At 70.3% G+C, this 17511-nt stretch carries 20 protein-coding genes; 16 read left to right on the top strand and 4 right to left on the bottom strand.

The window, feature by feature from the left end:
* Positions 1-3 precede the first annotated feature (3 nt).
* The 7 genes from dnaJ (at position 4) to AB0L64_RS26620 (ending at position 5089) form a co-directional block, all read left to right on the top strand.
* The gene (gene dnaJ, locus AB0L64_RS26650) at positions 4-1146 is read left to right on the top strand and encodes a molecular chaperone DnaJ (RefSeq protein ID WP_363714254.1); all 1143 of its coding nucleotides are present in this window, start codon (positions 4-6) and stop codon (positions 1144-1146) included.
* Positions 1147-1863, top strand: a complete 717-nt coding sequence (locus AB0L64_RS26645; RefSeq protein WP_363714253.1) for a 16S rRNA (uracil(1498)-N(3))-methyltransferase — start codon at positions 1147-1149, stop codon at positions 1861-1863.
* 50 nt (positions 1864-1913) lie between these two features.
* Positions 1914-2243 (top strand): helix-turn-helix domain-containing protein, encoded by a 330-nt coding sequence (locus tag AB0L64_RS26640; protein WP_363714251.1) that lies wholly within the window; start codon positions 1914-1916, stop codon positions 2241-2243.
* Positions 2244-2341: 98 nt separating this feature from the next.
* Positions 2342-2764 carry a hypothetical protein gene (locus AB0L64_RS26635; protein ID WP_363714249.1) on the top strand — a complete coding sequence of 141 codons (423 nt, stop codon included), beginning with the start codon at positions 2342-2344 and terminating at the stop codon, positions 2762-2764.
* On the top strand, positions 2761-2970 hold the full coding sequence (locus tag AB0L64_RS26630; RefSeq protein ID WP_363714247.1) for a hypothetical protein: 210 nt from the start codon (positions 2761-2763) through the stop codon (positions 2968-2970). Before AB0L64_RS26635 ends, AB0L64_RS26630 begins: the two co-directional genes overlap by 4 nt.
* A 23-nt stretch (positions 2971-2993) precedes the next feature.
* Positions 2994-3680 carry a response regulator gene (locus AB0L64_RS26625; RefSeq protein WP_363714246.1) on the top strand — a complete coding sequence of 229 codons (687 nt, stop codon included), beginning with the start codon at positions 2994-2996 and terminating at the stop codon, positions 3678-3680.
* Positions 3680-5089 (top strand): HAMP domain-containing sensor histidine kinase, encoded by a 1410-nt coding sequence (locus AB0L64_RS26620; protein ID WP_363714244.1) that lies wholly within the window; start codon positions 3680-3682, stop codon positions 5087-5089. The genes AB0L64_RS26625 and AB0L64_RS26620 overlap by 1 nt, the downstream gene beginning before the upstream one ends.
* Here the strand turns inward: AB0L64_RS26620 and AB0L64_RS26615 are convergent.
* Entirely contained in the window at positions 5082-6209 is a 1128-nt protein-coding gene (locus tag AB0L64_RS26615; RefSeq protein WP_363714242.1) for a Gmad2 immunoglobulin-like domain-containing protein, read from the bottom strand. The two genes, AB0L64_RS26620 and AB0L64_RS26615, sit on opposite strands and share 8 nt — an antisense overlap.
* Entirely contained in the window at positions 6206-6715 is a 510-nt protein-coding gene (locus AB0L64_RS26610; protein WP_363714240.1) for a SigE family RNA polymerase sigma factor, read from the bottom strand. Before AB0L64_RS26610 ends, AB0L64_RS26615 begins: the two co-directional genes overlap by 4 nt.
* A 104-nt stretch (positions 6716-6819) precedes the next feature.
* On the opposite strand from AB0L64_RS26610, the gene AB0L64_RS26605 reads away from it, so the two are divergent.
* The 8 genes from AB0L64_RS26605 (at position 6820) to AB0L64_RS26570 (ending at position 13648) form a co-directional block, all read left to right on the top strand.
* Positions 6820-7782, top strand: a complete 963-nt coding sequence (locus AB0L64_RS26605) for a hypothetical protein (protein WP_363714238.1) — start codon at positions 6820-6822, stop codon at positions 7780-7782.
* A gap of 151 nt (positions 7783-7933) precedes the next feature.
* Positions 7934-8860 (top strand): PhoH family protein, encoded by a 927-nt coding sequence (locus AB0L64_RS26600; RefSeq protein WP_363714536.1) that lies wholly within the window; start codon positions 7934-7936, stop codon positions 8858-8860.
* Positions 8857-9333 (top strand): rRNA maturation RNase YbeY, encoded by a 477-nt coding sequence (gene ybeY / locus AB0L64_RS26595; RefSeq protein WP_355485772.1) that lies wholly within the window; start codon positions 8857-8859, stop codon positions 9331-9333. Before AB0L64_RS26600 ends, ybeY begins: the two co-directional genes overlap by 4 nt.
* A gap of 7 nt (positions 9334-9340) precedes the next feature.
* Positions 9341-10645 carry a hemolysin family protein gene (locus AB0L64_RS26590; RefSeq protein WP_363714236.1) on the top strand — a complete coding sequence of 435 codons (1305 nt, stop codon included), beginning with the start codon at positions 9341-9343 and terminating at the stop codon, positions 10643-10645.
* Positions 10646-10664: 19 nt separating this feature from the next.
* Positions 10665-10997: a cytidine deaminase gene (locus tag AB0L64_RS26585; protein ID WP_355688989.1), complete on the top strand. Its 333-nt coding sequence runs from the start codon at positions 10665-10667 to the stop codon at positions 10995-10997.
* On the top strand, positions 10981-11910 hold the full coding sequence (era, locus tag AB0L64_RS26580) for a GTPase Era (RefSeq protein WP_363714234.1): 930 nt from the start codon (positions 10981-10983) through the stop codon (positions 11908-11910). The genes AB0L64_RS26585 and era overlap by 17 nt, the downstream gene beginning before the upstream one ends.
* Positions 11910-12578 carry a GNAT family N-acetyltransferase gene (locus tag AB0L64_RS26575; RefSeq protein WP_363714232.1) on the top strand — a complete coding sequence of 223 codons (669 nt, stop codon included), beginning with the start codon at positions 11910-11912 and terminating at the stop codon, positions 12576-12578. The genes era and AB0L64_RS26575 overlap by 1 nt, the downstream gene beginning before the upstream one ends.
* A 116-nt stretch (positions 12579-12694) precedes the next feature.
* Complete coding sequence (locus AB0L64_RS26570) at positions 12695-13648, top strand: hypothetical protein (protein WP_363714231.1); 954 nt, start codon at positions 12695-12697, stop codon at positions 13646-13648.
* 55 nt (positions 13649-13703) lie between these two features.
* Here the strand turns inward: AB0L64_RS26570 and AB0L64_RS26565 are convergent, their stop codons facing one another.
* The gene (locus AB0L64_RS26565; RefSeq protein ID WP_363714229.1) at positions 13704-14693 is read right to left on the bottom strand and encodes a GNAT family N-acetyltransferase; all 990 of its coding nucleotides are present in this window, start codon (positions 14691-14693) and stop codon (positions 13704-13706) included.
* 158 nt (positions 14694-14851) lie between these two features.
* Here AB0L64_RS26565 and katG point away from each other — a divergent pair, with 158 nt between their 5' ends.
* Positions 14852-17059 (top strand): catalase/peroxidase HPI, encoded by a 2208-nt coding sequence (katG, locus tag AB0L64_RS26560; RefSeq protein WP_363714227.1) that lies wholly within the window; start codon positions 14852-14854, stop codon positions 17057-17059.
* On the opposite strand, the gene AB0L64_RS26555 is transcribed toward katG, so the two are convergent.
* On the bottom strand, positions 17060-17479 hold the full coding sequence (locus tag AB0L64_RS26555) for a PPOX class F420-dependent oxidoreductase (RefSeq protein ID WP_363714226.1): 420 nt from the start codon (positions 17477-17479) through the stop codon (positions 17060-17062).
* Between the last annotated feature and the right edge of the window lie 32 nt (positions 17480-17511).

Below are 17511 nucleotides of genomic sequence, written 5' to 3'. Positions count from 1 at the left end.
AGTATGAGCACCGATTACTACGCCGTCCTAGGTGTCAGCCGTGACGCGTCACCGGACGAGATCAAGAAGGCGTACCGCAAGCTGGCACGTCAGTACCACCCGGACGTGAACGACTCCGAGGACGCGCACCAGAAGTTCCAGGAGATCGGGCGCGCGTTCCAGGTGCTCAGTGACCCGCAGAAGCGGCAGATGCACGACCTCGGCGGCGACCCGTTCGCGGCCGCGGGCGGCGGGCCGGGCGGCGCCGGCTTCGGCCAGGCGTTCACGTTCACCGACATCATGGACGCGTTCTTCGGCCAGACCGGCGGGGCGACCCGCGGGCCGCGGCCGCGGACCCGGCGCGGTCAGGACGCGCTGATCCCGCTGCGGATCGACCTGGCCGAGGCCGCGTTCGGGACGACCCGGGAGCTCAAGGTCGACACCGCCGTGCTGTGCCCGACCTGTAGCGGGTCCGGCGCGGCGGCCGGGTCCGAGCCGGTCACCTGCGAGATCTGCCACGGTCGCGGCGAGGTGACGCACACGCAGCGGTCGTTCCTCGGCGAGGTGCGCACCATGCGCCCGTGCCCGAACTGCCGCGGCTACGGCACCACGATCCCGAACCCGTGCGTCGAGTGCTCCGGCGACGGCCGCGTGCGGTCCCGGCGGACCGTCACGGTGAAGATCCCGGGCGGCGTCGACACCGGGACGCGCGTGCAGCTGTCCGGTCAGGGCGAGGTCGGCCCGGGCGGCGGCCCGGCCGGTGACCTGTACGTCGAGATCGAGGTCGAGCCGCACGACATCTTCACCCGCAACGGCGACGACCTGCACTGCACCGTGACGCTGCCGATGACCGCGGCCGCGCTCGGGACGACGATCGACCTGCCGACGCTCGAGGGCGAGACGACCCCGCTGGAGATCCGGCCCGGCACGCAGTCCGGCACGGCGATGACGCTGTCCGCCCGCGGCGTACCCCGGCTGCGGCACGCCGGTCGCGGCGACCTGATCGTCCAGGTGATCGTCGAGACCCCGACCAAGCTCGACGACGCCCAGGCCGACCTGCTGAAGCAGTTGGCCGGCCTCCGCGACGAGGAGCGCCCGCAAGGCCATGTCCAGGCCACCCACAAGGGCGTCTTCGGCCGCCTCCGCGACGCCTTCGGCGCCCACTAGATGGGTGTCGCGGTCTTCCACCTGGAAGACCTGTCCGGTGCCGAGCTGACCCTCGACGGGGCCGAGGGTCGGCATGCGGCCGTCGTACGGCGGATCGGGCCGGGGGAGCGCGTTCGCCTGACGGACGGGCGCGGCGCCTGGGCCGAGGGGCCTGTCGTCACGGCGAGCAAGACCGGCGTGACGGTGGCCGTCGACGAGCGCGGGAGCATGCCCGCCGCGGCGCCGCGGGTGGTCGTGGTGCAGGCGGTGCCCAAGGGCGAGCGAGCCGAGCTGGCCGTGGAGATGCTGACCGAGGTCGGCGTCGACGTGATCGTGCCGTGGAACGCTGAGCGCAGTCAGTTCCGGGCCAACCCTGAGCGGGTCGAGAAGCTGCTCGTGAAGTGGCGCGCCTGGGCGTTCGAGGCGAGCAAGCAGTCGCGGCGGGCCTGGTTCGCCGAGGTCGCTCCGCTCGCCACCACGGCCGAGGTCGCCGCGTTGCTGGCCGGCGCCGCGCTTCCCGTCGTACTGCACGAAGAAGCCACTGTCCCGCTGGCGTCACTCGAGCCGCCCGCGACCGGTGACGTGGTCATGGTGATCGGCCCCGAGGGCGGCATCGCCCGGGCGGAGCTCAAGGCCTTCGACGTCCAGCCGGTCCGCCTCGGCGACACCGTCCTGCGGACTTCGACGGCCGGCGTCGCGGCCGCCGCCGCGTTGCTGGCGCGCTCACGTTGGCTGTGACGATCCGCGGCGTACGCTGTTAGACAGCAACCGAACACAAGGATCGGACCATGCCCGTCGAGTCAGCCCGCGCCCGCACACTCACCCATGCCGACCCGGCCGAGGTGCCGCTGCAGGTCGCACTTGACGCGCTCGCGGATCCGGTGCGGCGGTCGATCCTGCGGGACCTGGCCGTGCACGACGAGTGGACGCGCGCGTGCGGCACGTTCGACCTGCCGGTGAAGAAGGCGACCGCCAGCCACCATTTCGCCGTCCTGCGGTCCGCCGGGCTGATCGAGCAGCGCGACGAAGGCGCCCGCCGCCTCAACCGTCTGCGCCGGCCCGAGTTCGACTCCGCCTTCCCCGGCCTGCTCGCCGCCACCATCGACCGCGCGGACTGAGCAACCCTTACAAACCCCGAACACAGCGCCGATCGTCCTCGAATTCCCGTCGGGGAGTCTCGTTCCATCGCAACGAACGAGCACGAGGAGCACACATCATGCACAGGTCTGTACGCGGCGCACTCGCGGCCGGTACGTCGGCTGTCGTCCTGGTCGGTGGTCTCGTGGGAGGTACGTCGGTCGCGTCCGCCGACCCGACTCCCACGCCGACCCCCGCCCCGTCGTACAAGCCGGTGACGCTGAGCCCGGAGGAGTCGCAGAAGTTGTGCGCCGAACTCCTGCCCAAGCTGATCGCCCGCCGGGACAAGCTGACGGCCCGGATCAACGGCGGCGCCGACGTGAAGGGCTCGGTGGCGTGGCTCAAGGCGCGGGCCGCCGCGCAGAAGGCGAAGGGACACGACAAGGCCGCCGCCCGGCTGGAGCAGCGGGCGCAACGCCGGACCGAGCGGCTGACGCAGCTCGGCACCGTCAAGACGAAGCTGGAGACCTTCAAGACCGAGCACTGCCAGGTGGCCAAGTGACACGCAAGGCGCTGGTCGTGCTGATCGGTACGGCGGGCATCGTCCTCGGGCTGTCCGCGTGCGGCTCCGCCGACCGGCCGGGAGAGCAGGGGTCCGGCCAGGCTCCGGCGACCCAACAGGTGGGGTCGCCGGAGCAGGAGCTGGACGGGATCGGGTCTACCCTTGACGCGATCGATCGCGAGCTGGCCGGGGACGACACACCCTGACCGCGAATCCCCAGGAGCAGAAGATGACCGCTGCCGGTCGCGGGCTGGTCCTGGTGGTCGAGGACGAGGCGGCGATCGCCGAGGTGATCGCGCTGTACCTGCGCCGCGACGGCTTCGGCGTCCGGATCGAGTCGGACGGCGAAGCCGCGCTCGCCGCGTGGCGACGGACGCGTCCGGTCGCGGTGATCCTCGACATCGGACTCCCCGGGAAGGACGGCGCGGAGATCTGCCGGACGATGCGGGCGGCGGGGGACTGGACGCCGGTGCTGTTCGTCACGGCACGGGACGACGAGGTGGACCGGCTGCTCGGGTTGGAGCTCGGAGCGGACGACTACATCACCAAGCCGTTCAGCCCACGGGAGCTGGCCGCGCGGGTCCGGACCGTTCTGCGGCGGGCGTCCAGCACGGTGACCGCCGCCGAGGTGCTGGCTGTCGGCGCGGTACGCGTGGACGTGACCAGGCGACGGACCTGGGCTGGGGACGCCGAGGTGAATCTGACGTCCACCGAGTTCGACCTGCTCGCGCAGTTGTTCCGGCGGCCGGGCAGGGTGTTCGAGCGGGACGAGCTCTTGAGCTCGGTGTGGGGATACCAGTCCGCCGCCGGCACGCGGACCGTCGACGTCCACATCGCCCAGCTCCGCGCCAAGCTCGGTCCCGCCAGCCCGATCCGCACCGTCCGGGGCGTCGGCTACGCCGCCGACCTCGACTGATGGCGCAGGTGCTCGCCGCCGACGAGCGGGCGGCGGTCCCGGTCGGCCGCGGCTCGTTGACCAACCGGATCCTGCTGACCTGCGTAGCGGTTGCGGGGGTCGCCGTCCTGGTCGCCGGCCTGGTGATGGCCGGGCTGGCGCGGCAGTCGGCGCAGAACGTCCTGCAGCAGTCGCTGGCAGCCCAGGCCGACGTGATCGCCGGCCAGGTGGACCAGCGCGGCCTCGGTCCGCGCGCGGCCGGCCTCGGACGGGTAGCTCAGGTAGTCCGCGGGCAGGGCATCGTCGTCGTGCTGCTGTTGCCTCGGCGCGGGCTGCAGTCCACCGATCCACAGTCCACGCAAGCAGCGAGTGCCGCCGGGCTCGACGCGATCGGCGAAGCGCAGCAGATCTCCACCAAGGTCCGTGTCGGTCGTACGGACTACCTGGTGGAGGCCCGTGGTCTCGCTGACAACTCCGGCTTTGCTCTGGTCGAGCCGGTCCGGCTCTCGGGCGACACGCGGCGCATCCTGTTGCGCAACATCCTCGTCGCGCTCGGCGCCGGTCTGTTGGTCGCCGCGGTTGCGGGCGCCGTCGTCGGGCGGCTGCTGGGGCGCCCATTACGTCGTACGGCGAACGTCGCGGCCGCGATGCGCCAGGGGCGACGCGACCTGCACGCCCCGGTGGAGGGACCGACCGAGGTGGCCGAGGTCGCGCACGCGGTCAACGAGTTGTCGGTGGCGCTGCGGCACAGCGAGGCCCGGCAGCGTGAGTTCCTGCTGTCGGTCTCCCATGAGCTCCGGACGCCGCTCACCGCCGTCCACGGATTCGCGGAGTCGCTCGCGGACGGCGTCGCACCTGACCCGCGGCATGCCGGGCGAGTGATTCAGCGCGAGTCGCTACGACTCGAACGGCTGGTCAGCGACCTCCTCGATCTCGCGCGGATCGGGGCCGACCAGTTCCAGCTGGATCTCACCCGGGTCGATCTGCGGGAGACGCTCACCGCCTGCGCCGAGGTATGGCGTGTCCGCTGCGCCGGCCAGGGCGTGCAGTTCCGCCTGGAACTTCCGCCGGAGCCTGCGGTCGCGACCACCGATCCACGGCGCATCCGCCAGGTGCTCGACGGTCTCGCGGAGAACGCCCTCCGCGTCACGCCGGCCGGTGCGCAGCTGACGATGTCGTTGAGCGGGCAGCGGGGCGCCGCCGTCGCGATCCAGGTTCGCGACGGCGGTCCGGGGCTGGCATCCGAGGACTACGCGGTCGCGTTCCGGCCCGGCGTACTCAACCGGAAGTACCGCGGCAGTCGCCCGGTCGGGTCCGGGATCGGTCTCGCGCTCGCGCACGGCCTCGTCACCCGCCTCGGCGGCACGTTGACCGCCGGACCGGCACCGGAAGGCGGCGCCGCCTTCACGATCGTGCTGCCGGCTACTTGACCAGGATCGACTTGGTGTCGGTGTCGGTGACGCGGCCGTCCTCCGGCGACACGAGGTACACGCTGAGCTGCCACGGGCCAGGGCTGAGCGTGAGCTGGAAGGAGTACGGCGAGAACTTCTGGCCCTCCTTGGTGTTGGCGAAGCTCTTCTTCGTCTCCCGGGTCTTCAGGTTCGTCACCTGGTAGTTGACCGTCGCCTCGTAGGCGGCTGCCACGCCTTGGACCGTCAGCTTGGGCTCGACGGTCTCGTCCTCGGTCGGAGAGTCGATCCAGACGAGCGCCTGGACCTCCGCTGCCTGGGCGCGTCCCAGCGGTGCACTGGTGTCGACCTGGCCGAACAGCTTCTGCACCGAGCGGCCGGCCTGGGTGACCTGGACCGGCGTCTGGTTGTCCTGCAGCGCGCCTTGGACCGTGTAGACGAGCTGCTGAGTAGCAAGCCTGGCGAGCTTGCTGTCCAGCGTCGCCTTCGGGAGCTCCTTGAAGTCGACCGTGACGACGCCGTCCGAGCGGGTGACGGTGTTCAGCGCCGCGCCGCGCCAGACCGAGTAGTAGTCCGGGTCGTTCGGCTGCTTGGAGGTCATGATGCGGACCGCCTGCTCGGCCGGGCGGCCGCTGACCTTGGCCCAGGTGCGGTACAGCCGGACGGCCGACTTCTCCCGCGCGCCGACCTGCTGACCGAGCCAGTAGACCGGCACCACAGCACTCTTGACGGGCGGTTCCGTGACGCCGCGGTCGGTCGGGCCGGCGGTCATGGTGGAGGGGGACGTGCTCGGTGGCCGGGTGGGCGCCGCGGACGGTTCGGGGGAGGCGGGCAGGACCGACGGCGCCTGGCTCTGCGGTGCGCCGGTCGCGGTGACCGTCGTACCGGGGCCTGCTACCTCGTCGCCGTCGTTGGCGGTGTCGTCGGCGCCGTTCAGCATGGTGAAGGCGCCGGTCGCGGCCGCGGTGCCGACCGCGGCCAGACCGGCGGTCATCAGCCAGGGGCGCCGCGCGGCCGGGCGCTGGGCGTGCGCGCGGGCGCGGATCTCCGGCAGCGCGTCGGACGGCTCGATCCGGTCCGCCTCCTCGTGGAGAGCGCGCCGCATCAGCTCGTCGAACGGGTCGTTCTGTTTCTCGTTCATACGGTCTGCTCCAGGAGCTGGCGCAGCGACTTGCTCGCGCGCGCGGCGTGGCTCTTCACGGATCCCCGGCTGATGCCCATCGTGTCCGCGATCTCGGCCTCCGACAGGTCACCGTAGTACCGCAGGACCATCACGGTGCGCTGCTTCTCCGGGAGGGTCCGCATCGCCTCGATCACCCGGTCCGTCTCCGCGGTCCGCAGGACGGCCTGTTCGGCGCTGGGCTCGTCGGGCAGTGACTTCGGGGTGTGTTTGTCCACCACCACCAGGTGGCGCTGGCGGGAGCGGCAGCGGTTCACCACCGCGGCCCGCAGGTACGCGAGGGCCTTGTGCGGGTCGCGCAGCCGATTCCAGCGGCCGTGCATCGCGACGAACGCGTCCTGCACGATCTCCTCCGCCGCCCCGGTGTCGCGCAGCAGCAGGGCCCCGAGGCGGACCAGCGAGGTGTAGTGCGCGGTGTAGACAGCCGTCAGCGCCTCGTCGGCATCCCACGAGGACTCATGTGTCACGCACTCTTCGTACACCACGGCCGGTTGTGCCACGAAAAGACGACGCAAAGACCCTGTCCCAGGTTGACAACAGCCGTGGCCCGAAAACGTGGAATTCTGAGGGGATGAAGCAGCGCGGCGACGGTTCGTGGTCGGGTCATCACGACATCACGTACGCCGCGGTGGCCCGGCTGTACCAGCACCTGTCCGCCCCGGACGGGACCCTCCACGGGCTCCGGCGGGACGAGTACGCCGCCGCGCTCGACAAGGCCCAGGCACACCAGGACCGCCCGGTCGGTGCGGGCCTGATCGAGAACTTCAAGGGGATGGGACTGTCCTATCCGTACGCAGGACCCGGGCCGACCACGCACTCGGCGTACGCGAACCCGAACGCGCAACGCGAACACTTCATGGCGGACCCGTACCGCAAGGGCTGGGACAACCTCGGCACGAACGTCGAGTACGTCCACGAGCAACTTGCCGCGGCGCACGGTGCGTCGGACGCCGAGTTCACGCATCTCGGCGCGGCCGCGCATGCCCTGCAGGACAGCTACTCCGGCGCGCACGCGTGGCGAGAGGACTCGGTGTACGACGGTGATCCGGCCGCGCCGGTGCAGTCGCTGCACGTGTTCACGCCGATGCATGCGGTAGGAATCGCGGACGGGAAGAACACGCACGCCGACGAGTTCGACAAGCCGCCGGCCGCGTCCGGGTCCACCCGGGCCGCGATCGAGGCGACGTACCGGATGCTGCGCAGCTACGAGCTGCACCGGAACCAGGAGCCCGGCGCGGCCGACCGGGCCCGGCGCACCGACCTCGCCCCGATGCTGCGCCCGGCGGCGTCCGGCGTGACCGTCAACCTGCACCCGACCGGCGAATGGGCGGCCGAGCGCGACCGCCGGATCGGGCTCGAGCGCGCCTCCGCCGAGCCGGGCTCCGCGCCGGGGCGCAGCGAGCTGGACCGGCTGAGCGCGGTCCTCGCGGCGACCGCCGACCCGGCCCGGATCACGCCCACCACCGGGGCGCCGGCAGCGAGGCCAGGCGTGTCCGGAGGAATTTCGAGTGAGGGTGTCGGACGGGGCGGCTAGCATGGACAGGGTCAACACCACTGATCTCAGGAGGAAGAGCCTGTCCAGGCCACGCAGTATCGAACCGGAGGCGCGCGCGAACGGCCCGGTGGCCGGCGCCGCCGCCAGCACGCAGGCGTCGCACAAGATCGTCGTGCCGAACAGCATCGACATGGTGGCCCTGCTCGGAGCCCGGGACGAGTTCCTCCGCATCGTCGAGAAGGAGTTCGCCGCCGACATCATGGTCCGCGGCAACGAGATCACGCTCGTCGGTGAGCCGGCCGAGCTCGCCCTCACCGAGCGCCTCCTCGACGAGCTGGTCGCGGTGGTCCGCACCGGCCACGGGCTGACCGCGGACTCGGTCGAGCGCAGCATCGCGATGATCAAGCAGGCCACCGCGGAGTCCCCGCGCGAGGTCCTGACCCAGAACATCCTGTCCAGCCGCGGCCGCACCATCCGGCCGAAGACGCTGAACCAGAAGCGCTACGTCGACGCCATCGACAAGAACACGATCGTCTTCGGCATCGGCCCGGCCGGCACCGGCAAGACCTACCTGGCGGTCGCCAAGGCGGTCCAGGCGCTGCAGGCCAAGGAGGTCAACCGGATCATCCTGACCCGGCCGGCCGTCGAGGCCGGTGAGCGGCTCGGGTTCCTGCCCGGCACCCTGTCGGAGAAGATCGACCCGTACCTGCGGCCGCTGTACGACGCGCTGCACGACATGCTCGACCCGGAGTCCATCCCGCGGCTGATGACCGCCGGCACGATCGAGATCGCGCCGCTGGCCTACATGCGCGGCCGGACGCTGAACGACGCCTACATCATCCTGGACGAGGCGCAGAACACCTCGCCGGAGCAGATGAAGATGTTCCTCACCCGGCTCGGGTTCGGCTCGAAGATGGTCGTCACCGGCGACGTCACCCAGGTCGACCTGCCGAACGGCACGAATTCCGGCCTCAAGGTGGTGCAGGAAATTCTCGACGGCGTGCAGGATCTGGCATTCTGCCGGTTGACATCACACGACGTGGTCCGGCACAAGCTGGTCGGCCGGATCGTGTCGGCGTACGAAACCTACGAAGGCAGTGCTGATTCCCACCGATGAACGTCGAGGTCAACAACGAGTCCGGCGTGGAGATCGACGCGCACGGACTGATGCGGCTCAGCCGGTTCGTGATGTCGTCGCTGCGGCTGCACCCGGAGTGTGAGCTGTCGATCAAGCTGGTCGACGAGGACACCATGGCGCGGTATCACGTCGAGTTCCTGGACCTGCCGGGTCCGACCGACGTGATGTCGTGGCCGATGGACGAGCTGCGGCCGGGGTCCGACGGCGAGTCGGACGACGACCTGCCGCTCGGCCACCTCGGCGACATCGCGCTCTGCCCGACGGTCGCCGCCGCGCAGGGCGCGAAGGCCGGCCACGGCACCTGGGCCGAGCTCGAGCTGCTGACGGTGCACGGCATCCTGCACCTGCTCGGCTACGACCACGCCGAACCCGCCGAGAAAGCGGAGATGTGGGACGTCCAGGGCCGCTTGCTGGAAGCATGGCGCGCACCTGGCAACCGGCTAGAGGCGTGATACCACGATGACTTCCCACGACCTGGTCCTGCTGGTTGTGGCTGCGGTGCTGGTGCTGCTCGCCGGGCTGTTCGCCGGTGCGGAGGCGGCACTGTCGTCGTACTCGAAGGTGCGGGCGAACGAGCAGGTCGAGCAGGGCAACCTGCGCGCGGTCAAGCTGCGCGACCTGCTGTCCGACGCGCCGCGGTACCTGAACTCGCTGCTGCTGCTCCGGCTGAGCTGCGAGATCACCGCGATCGTGCTCGTCACCCAGGCGCTGTCCGGGGTCCTCGAGGTGACCTGGGAACACATCCTGATCACCGCCCTGGTGATGGTCCTGGTCTCCTACGTGATCATCGGGGTCGCCCCGCGGACGCTCGGCCGGCAGCACTCGGACCGGTTCGCGATCCTGTCGGCCGGCCCGGTGATGGCGGTGACCCGGATCCTCGGTCCGCTGCCCAAGGTGCTGATCATGCTCGGCAACGCGCTGACCCCGGGCAAGGGGTTCGCCGAGGGCCCGTTCGCGACCGAGGCCGAGCTGCGGGCGCTGGTCGACTACGCGGAGAAGTCCGCGGTGATCGAGTCCGGCGAGCGGCAGATGATCCACTCGGTGTTCGAGCTCGGCGACACCATCGTCCGCGAGGTGATGGTGCCGCGGACCGACATGGTCTACATCGAGCGGCACAAGAAGCTCCGCCAGCTCACGTCGCTGGCGCTGCGCTCGGGGTTCTCGCGGATCCCGGTGATCGGCGAGTCGCTCGACGACATCGTCGGCGTCGTCTACCTCAAGGACGTGATGCGCCGGGTGTACGACAACGCCCAGGCCGAGTCGACCGAGCGGGTCGAGTCGGTGATGCGGCCGTGCATGTACGTCCCGGACTCCAAGCCCGTCGACGAGCTGCTCCGCGAGATGCAGGCGGCTCGGATGCATCTGGCGATCGTCGTCGACGAGTACGGCGGGACGGCGGGGCTGGTCGCGATCGAGGACATCCTGGAGGAGATCGTCGGCGAAATCACCGACGAGTACGACGAGGACCCGGACTCGGTGCAGCACCTGTCCGACGGCGCCTACCGGGTGTCGAGCCGGCTGCCGATCGACGAGCTGGGCGAGCTGTTCGGCGTCCCGCTGGACGACGACGACGTCGACACCGTGGGTGGCCTGATGGCCAAGCTGCTCGGCAAGGTGCCGATCCCGGGCGCCGAGGTGACGATCGAGGGCCTGTCGCTGACCGCGGAGCGGCCGTCGGGCCGCCGCAACCAGGTAGGTACGGTTCTGGTACGGCGCGAGGAATCCGCGCCGGAGTCCCAGGACCAGAACCACCAGCACGCCTGATCGCCTAGGAGCAATCACCTTGTCGGACCTCTCGGCGGAAGACGCCAAACTCGTCACGCTCGCCCGCGCCGCGCGCGCCCGGACCCGGGCCGCGGAAGGAGCCGCTGTCCGCGACTCCGACGGGCGGACCTACGCCGCCTGCACGGTCGCGCTCGACACCGTCGAGCTGACCGCGCTGCAGCTGGCGGTGGCGATGGCGCTCGCGTCCGGGGTGAAGGGTCTGGAAGCCGCCGCAGTCGTGACCGAGTCCGAGTCCGCGGACGTCAACGTCGTACGGCACTTCGCCGGCGCCAACATTCCCGTAGTCCTTGCCCTCGGCACTGGAGAGGTCCGCGATGTCGTCCACACCTGAGAACTTCAAGGCGGGCTTCGCCTGTTTCGTCGGCCGGCCGAACGCGGGCAAGTCCACCCTCACCAACGCGCTGGTGGGGAAGAAGATCGTGATCACCTCGTCGAAGCCGCAGACCACGCGGCACGCGGTCCGCGGGATCGTGCACCGGCCGGACGCGCAGCTGATCCTGGTCGACACGCCCGGGCTGCACAAGCCGCGCACCCTGCTCGGGGAGCGGCTGAACGACCTGGTCAAGACCACCTGGGCCGAGGTCGACGTGATCGCGGTCTGCCTGCCGGCCAGCGACAAGATCGGCCCCGGCGACCGCTTCCTGGTCGGCGAGGCGGCGAAGGTCGCGAAGACGCCGAAGGTCGCGCTCGCCACCAAGGCCGACCTGGTCGAGCCTGACCGGATGGTCGCGCACCTGGCCGACATCCAGGCGCTCGGCGAGTCCGTCGGCATCGAGTGGGCGTCGATCGTCCCGGTGTCCGCGACCTCGGGGTACCAGGTCGACCTGGTCGCCGACGAGCTCGTGAAGCTGCTGCCGGACGGCTTCGCGCTGTACCCGGACGGCGACATCACCGACGAGCCCGAGGAGACGCTGGTCGCGGAGCTGATCCGCGAGGCGGCGCTGGAAGGTGTCCGGGACGAGCTGCCGCACTCGATCGCGGTGACGATCGACGAGATGAACCTGCGCGAGGACCGCCCCGAGGACAAGCCGCTGCTCGACGTGTACGCGAACATCTTCCTCGAGCGGGAGAGCCAGAAGGGCATCGTGATCGGCCACAAGGGCGCCCGGCTGCGCGAGGTCGGTGCGGCGGCCCGGCGGCAGATCGAGGCCCTGCTCGGGACGCCGGTGTACCTCGACCTGCACGTCAAGATCGCGAAGAACTGGCAGACAGACGCGAAGCACCTGCGCAAACTGGGTTTCTGATGAACCTGCGCAACCCCGTGTACGGCGCGCTGAGCGGCCCGCACGCTTCCTTCGCGGAGATCCGCGGCAACGCCCGGCGCTACCCGACGGCCGTGGCGCCGTTCCTCGCCCTGCCCGGCGAACCGACCGAGCAGGACTGGGCCGACGCGGCGGTCCTCGTCGGCCCCGGCAAGACCGCGGCGCTGATGCGTCCGGCGCTGCCGGTGCCGGACAGCTTCAAGATCGAGGCCGAGATCGACTTGGTCCAGTTCGTCGCGCCGGAGTCGCTGCCGGCCGCGGACCCGGGGGCGGTCGTCCTCGGGCCGGACGACGTCCCCGAGATGCTCGCCCTGGTGGCGCTCACCGACCCGGGTCCGTTCCGCAGCCGCACCATCGAGCTCGGCACGTACCTCGGCGTCCGCCGTGACGGCGAGCTGATCGCGATGGCCGGCACCCGTTTCGCGCTGCCTGGCCACACCGAGATCAGCGCGGTCTGCACCCATCCGGCGTACCAGGGCCAGGGCCTGGCCAGCCGCCTGATCCGCGCGGTCGCCGCGGACATCACGGCGACCGGCCAGATCCCGTTCCTGCACACCGGCGGCGCCAACAGCACCGCCATCCGCCTGTACAACTCGCTGGGCTTCACGCTCTCCAACCGCATGAAGGTAACGGTCGTCGAGGCGGTCTAGCCTGGAATTGTTGCAACAACGTGCAATCGCGGCGTGTCTGTCCCCCGCGCGCGTTATGCTCGCGCACGATCTCGAGGCTCATCGAGGTTGTTCATGTCCTGAGGGGGACTCCCAGTATGAAACTGCAGCGCTTCGCGCTCGCCCTGGCCGGGGTCGGCATGCTCGCCGCCACGGCCGCCGCCGGCCCTGCCGCCGCCGCCGTCCGGTCCACCCCGACGTCCGCGATCGCCGACCCGGCCAAGGGCAACCCGAAGACCACGCCGAACGCCAAGCTCGCCTCCGCCGGATGCGTGCAGGACGTGGGCTTCAACACCCCGACGCCGGGGATCAACGACGTCCTGGTCACGCCGGGCAGGCCGCCGCGCGGTGAGTTCTTCGACGAGTTCCGGTTCGTCGGCACCCGTCTCAACACGACGTGGTACGGCGTGCAGACCGACGCGCACTTCTACTACCACAGCCTGTTCGTGCAGAACGGCACGCTGTACCGCGGTGTCACCTACTTCGACACCGACTACGCGCGGCCGACGTACGCGCGGATCGGCTCCGGCTGGACCAGCTTCACCCAGCTCGTGACGTCGAACTACGCCATCACCGCGCCGAACCGCTCGTACCTGTACGGGCTGAGCACCAACGGCAGCCTGTACCGCTACGCGGCGTCGGGTGCCACCTTCCGGGCCCTCGGTCACTTCCCGGGCTTCAAGGGCTTCAAGGCGATGACCGTGATCTCCGAGACCCCGACGTACGACACGCTGCTGATGACCACCAAGGCCGGTGCGCTGTGGACGGTCCGGATCCCGGCCGCGGCCTCGACCAAGCCGGTCCTGAAGCTCGTCCGGAGCGCCGGCTTCGCTGCCTACGAGTCGCTGGCCGCCAGGGAGTGCGGTGACAAGGGCGGCACGCTGGTGACCGGTTTCGACAACGAAACCGATTCGGTCTACCAGTACGCGATGAGCAAGTTCAACGGCTCGAAGACCGCGGTCACGTCCTACGGACGGGTCCCGGGCGGCACCGTCCCGGGCACCGGCATCTTCTCGGTCACCGGCCACTGGAACCAGCTGGTGGGGGAGTGATCCTCCCGTAGTGCAAAGCCGGGGGCGCCGCTCGAAGCGGCGCCCCCGGCCTGTTTCAGAGGCTCTTCTGGTAGGCCAGGAAGCGCGCGACGATCGTGTAGTTGAGCTGCTCGTTGATGCCGATCATGTGGTTGTTGGACTCGGCGTTCCAGGTGTCGACCTGGGTGAGCGCCGGCTCGGCGTCGCGGAGATTCAGCAGCATCGCGGTCTTGACCAGGGCGCCGAGGCGGTGGCCCCGGTGCTCGCGCGCGACCGCGGTGTCGTGCTGCTCGCCGATGTGCGGGCGCTCGCGCTCGACCGCGACCACCGTGTGACCGGCGAGCTCGCCGGTGGCCTTCTCCCGGGCGATGACGCGGTAGAGGGTGTGGTCGCTCTTCGCCTGCGCCTCTTCGTACGCACGCAACCGCTCGCGGCTGTAGACGTCGTCCTCGATGTCCAGGTCGTCCTTCGGCGCGTCGTTGATGGACGCGGTCACCGCGATCATCCCGTCGAGCATGTCCTCGGGCAGCGCGCCGGTGAGCGTGACCAGCTCGTACGGCGTCGACGCCGCGACCGCCTCGTCGTACAGCGACCGGACGATCGACCAGTCGAGCCCGGCCAGGTCCTGCCGGCGGTTGACCTCGACCGCCTTCTGCTCGTACCCGTGCTTGTGCGCCAGCGCGATCGCGTCCGGCAGGTCGAACCCGCCGAAGCCCATCATCGTGCGGCCTTCGTCGTGGGCGAGCTGCTCGACGTACTCGATCAGCTCCGCCTCGACCGCGCCGTCGCGATGGTCGGGATGGACGGTGAGCTCGAACCACACCTGGTTGGTGTTGTCGTACGTCGGCAGCGAGACCGTGGCCACGGCGACCGCGCTACCGTCGGCGTTGCGTGCCAGGAACCCCCGCTGCGGTTCCAGGTCCCAGCCGTACCGCAGCAGGTTCGCGAACCCGCGCGGCGTCGGGCGCACCAGCTCCGGGCAGTCCTGTGCGAAGGCTGCGCTCTGGACGGCTACTGCGTCGAGGCACCCGGCTTCGTCGTCGGGTGACAGTTCGGTGATCTCCACGCCCACAGGGTCCACCGAGTACGCCGGTTACCGCGACTGCTTTATTCGATGCCACCATGCTCCCCGTCTCACGCCGAGAAGCACTCTTGACTGATTCCAGACTGCGGAGAAGACTCGCGAAGGTGACGCTCTGAGATCAGCGACCGGAAGGTTCGACCATGTCCGACACATCCGGAGTAACCCACCACGGGAGCGAGAGCGAGAACCCGGCGATCGACTCGCCGACGCCGCAGGTCGACCGGCCGAGGACGAACCGGGACTGGTGGCCGAACCAGCTGGATCTGACGATCCTGCACCCGCACGCCGCCAAGTCGAACCCGATGGCGGAGGATTTCGACTACGCCGCGGAGTTCGGGAAACTGGATGTCGACGAGCTCAAGCGGGACCTCGTCGAGGTGATGCGGACGTCGCAGGACTGGTGGCCGGCCGACTTCGGTCACTACGGGCCGCTGTTCATCCGGATGAGTTGGCACGCGGCCGGCACGTACCGGATCGAGGACGGCCGCGGCGGCGCGGGCGACGGCGCGCAGCGGTTCGCGCCGCTGAACAGCTGGCCGGACAACGCCAACCTGGACAAGGCCCGCCGGCTGCTGTGGCCGGTGAAGCAGAAGTACGGCCGGAAGATCTCCTGGGCCGACCTGCTCGTGCTGGCCGGCAACGTCGCGCTGGAGGACATGGGGTTCCGCACGTTCGGCTTCGGTTTCGGCCGCGAGGACGTCTGGGAGCCGGAGGAGATCTACTGGGGTCCGGAGGACACCTGGCTCGGTGACGAGCGGTACAGCGGCGACCGGCAGCTCGGCGGTCCGCTCGGTGCGGTGCAGATGGGCCTGATCTACGTGAACCCGGAAGGCCCGAACGGCAACCCGGACCCGCTGGCCGCGGCGCGCGACATCCGCGAGACGTTCCGCCGGATGGCGATGAACGACGAGGAGACCGTCGCGCTGATCGCCGGCGGGCACACCTTCGGCAAGACCCACGGCGCCGGGCCGGCGGAGAGCGTCGGCCCGGAGCCGGAGGCAGCGCCGCTCGAGGCGCAGGGGCTCGGCTGGAAGAGCACGTACGGGACCGGGAAGGCCGGTGACGCGATCACCAGCGGTCTCGAGGTGACCTGGACGAACACGCCGACCCAGTGGGGCAACGGCTTCTTCGAGAACCTGTTCGGGCACGAGTGGGAGCTGACCGACAGTCCGGCCGGGGCCAAGCAGTGGGTCGCGAAGGACGCGGAGGAGTCGGTGCCGGACGCGCACGACCCGTCCCGCAAGCACCGGCCGACGATGCTGACCACCGACCTCAGCCTGCGCCTGGACCCGGTGTACGGCCCGATCTCGCGGCGCTTCTACGAGAACCCCGACGAGTTCGCGCTCGCGTTCGCGAAGGCCTGGTACAAGCTGCTGCACCGCGACATGGGGCCGGTCTCGCGGTTCCTCGGGCCGTGGGTGCCGGAGCCGCAGCTCTGGCAGGACCCGGTGCCGGCCGTCGACCACGAGCTGGTCGACGACGCCGATATCGCGGCCCTGAAGGAGAAGCTGCTCGGCTCCGGGCTGTCGGTGCGGCAGCTCGTCTCCACCGCGTGGGCCGCGGCGGCCGGCTTCCGCGGCACGGACAAGCGCGGCGGTGCGAACGGTGCGCGGATCCGGCTCGAGCCGCAGCGGAGCTGGGAGGTCAACGAGCCGGCCGAGCTGGCCAAGGTTCTGGGGGTTTTGGAGCAGGTCCAGCAGGAGTTCAACGCGTCGCAGTCGGGCGGGAAGCGGGTCTCGCTCGCCGACCTCATCGTGCTCGGTGGCGGCGCGGCGATCGAACGGGCGGCCGGGAACGCCGGCCAGGACGTCACAGTGCCGTTCCGTCCGGGCCGCACCGATGCCTCGCAGGAGCAGACCGACGTCGACTCGTTCGCCCTGCTCGAACCGCGCGCCGACGGCTTCCGGAACTACCTGCGAGCGGGCGAGAAGCTGTCCGCCGAGACGCTGCTGCTGGATCGTGCGTACATGCTGACCCTGACGGCTCCCGAGATGACCGTGCTGGTGGGCGGCCTGCGGGTCCTCGGGACGAACGCCGACGGTGCGCGGCACGGTGTCTTCACCGACCGCACGGACACGCTGTCCACCGACTTCTTCGTCAACCTGCTGGCGCCGGGCACGGAATGGCGGGCGTCGGAGTCGGACGAGAACCTGTTCGAGATCCGCGATGTCGCGAGCGGCGAGCTCAAGTGGACCGCGACGGCGGCCGACCTGATCTTCGGATCGAACTCGCAGCTACGGTCCCTTTCCGAGGTCTACGCGAGCGCCGACGCGCAGGAGAAGTTCGTGAAGGACTTCGTCGCGGCGTGGGTGAAGGTGATGGAGCTGGATCGCTTCGACCTACGCTGATCAGGCCGGGGCCGGCATTCCGTACGCGTGGTCGACGGCCATCGAGAACATCAGGCGCTTGTCCCGGACCATGGCGGCGCGGTACTCGTCCCAGTCCGGGTGCTCGCCCGACGCGGTCCGGTAGTAGTCGACGAGATCCTCCACGACGTCGTCGTGGGGGTCGGCTGCTACCGGGCTGAGCTCCGCCTTGCCTTCGAGTACGACGTACGAGCGGCCGCGCGGGCCGTCGACGTACAAGCTGGCGCGCGGGTCGCGCCGCAGGTTCTTGGTCTTCGCGCGTCCGTCGGTGAGCGAGACCCGCACGCGGGACCCGTCGAACACGTACGTCACGTTCGACAGTTGGGGCCGGCCGTCGCGCTTGAGCGTGACCAGGACGCCGAGCCCGTGGGTGCCGATCCGGTCGAGGAGCGTTTCCGTCATACCGTAAGCCTAGGAATTCAAGCGCCCTTGAA

Source organism: Kribbella sp. NPDC051936, from assembly GCF_040680955.1.
Lineage (GTDB): Bacteria > Actinomycetota > Actinomycetes > Propionibacteriales > Kribbellaceae > Kribbella.
The sequence above is the reverse complement of the archived record's forward strand: the minus strand, read 5'-3'. Positions and strand labels throughout refer to the sequence as shown.

Excerpts from the sequence above, each read along its gene's own strand:
- AB0L64_RS26605 (WP_363714238.1), top strand. The coding sequence starts at position 6,820 with ATGAAGCAGCGCGGCGACGGTTCGTGGTCGGGTCATCACGACATCACG.
- katG (WP_363714227.1), top strand. The coding sequence starts at position 14,852 with ATGTCCGACACATCCGGAGTAACCCACCACGGGAGCGAGAGCGAGAAC.
- ybeY (WP_355485772.1), top strand. The coding sequence starts at position 8,857 with ATGAACGTCGAGGTCAACAACGAGTCCGGCGTGGAGATCGACGCGCAC.
- AB0L64_RS26645 (WP_363714253.1), top strand. The coding sequence starts at position 1,147 with ATGGGTGTCGCGGTCTTCCACCTGGAAGACCTGTCCGGTGCCGAGCTG.
- AB0L64_RS26570 (WP_363714231.1), top strand. The coding sequence starts at position 12,695 with ATGAAACTGCAGCGCTTCGCGCTCGCCCTGGCCGGGGTCGGCATGCTC.
- AB0L64_RS26635 (WP_363714249.1), top strand. The coding sequence starts at position 2,342 with ATGCACAGGTCTGTACGCGGCGCACTCGCGGCCGGTACGTCGGCTGTC.
- era (WP_363714234.1), top strand. The coding sequence starts at position 10,981 with ATGTCGTCCACACCTGAGAACTTCAAGGCGGGCTTCGCCTGTTTCGTC.
- AB0L64_RS26575 (WP_363714232.1), top strand. The coding sequence starts at position 11,910 with ATGAACCTGCGCAACCCCGTGTACGGCGCGCTGAGCGGCCCGCACGCT.
- AB0L64_RS26625 (WP_363714246.1), top strand. The coding sequence starts at position 2,994 with ATGACCGCTGCCGGTCGCGGGCTGGTCCTGGTGGTCGAGGACGAGGCG.
- AB0L64_RS26615 (WP_363714242.1), bottom strand. The coding sequence starts at position 6,209 with ATGAACGAGAAACAGAACGACCCGTTCGACGAGCTGATGCGGCGCGCT.
- AB0L64_RS26590 (WP_363714236.1), top strand. The coding sequence starts at position 9,341 with ATGACTTCCCACGACCTGGTCCTGCTGGTTGTGGCTGCGGTGCTGGTG.
- AB0L64_RS26600 (WP_363714536.1), top strand. The coding sequence starts at position 7,934 with ATGGTGGCCCTGCTCGGAGCCCGGGACGAGTTCCTCCGCATCGTCGAG.
- dnaJ (WP_363714254.1), top strand. The coding sequence starts at position 4 with ATGAGCACCGATTACTACGCCGTCCTAGGTGTCAGCCGTGACGCGTCA.
- AB0L64_RS26555 (WP_363714226.1), bottom strand. The coding sequence starts at position 17,479 with ATGACGGAAACGCTCCTCGACCGGATCGGCACCCACGGGCTCGGCGTC.
- AB0L64_RS26620 (WP_363714244.1), top strand. The coding sequence starts at position 3,680 with ATGGCGCAGGTGCTCGCCGCCGACGAGCGGGCGGCGGTCCCGGTCGGC.
- AB0L64_RS26640 (WP_363714251.1), top strand. The coding sequence starts at position 1,914 with ATGCCCGTCGAGTCAGCCCGCGCCCGCACACTCACCCATGCCGACCCG.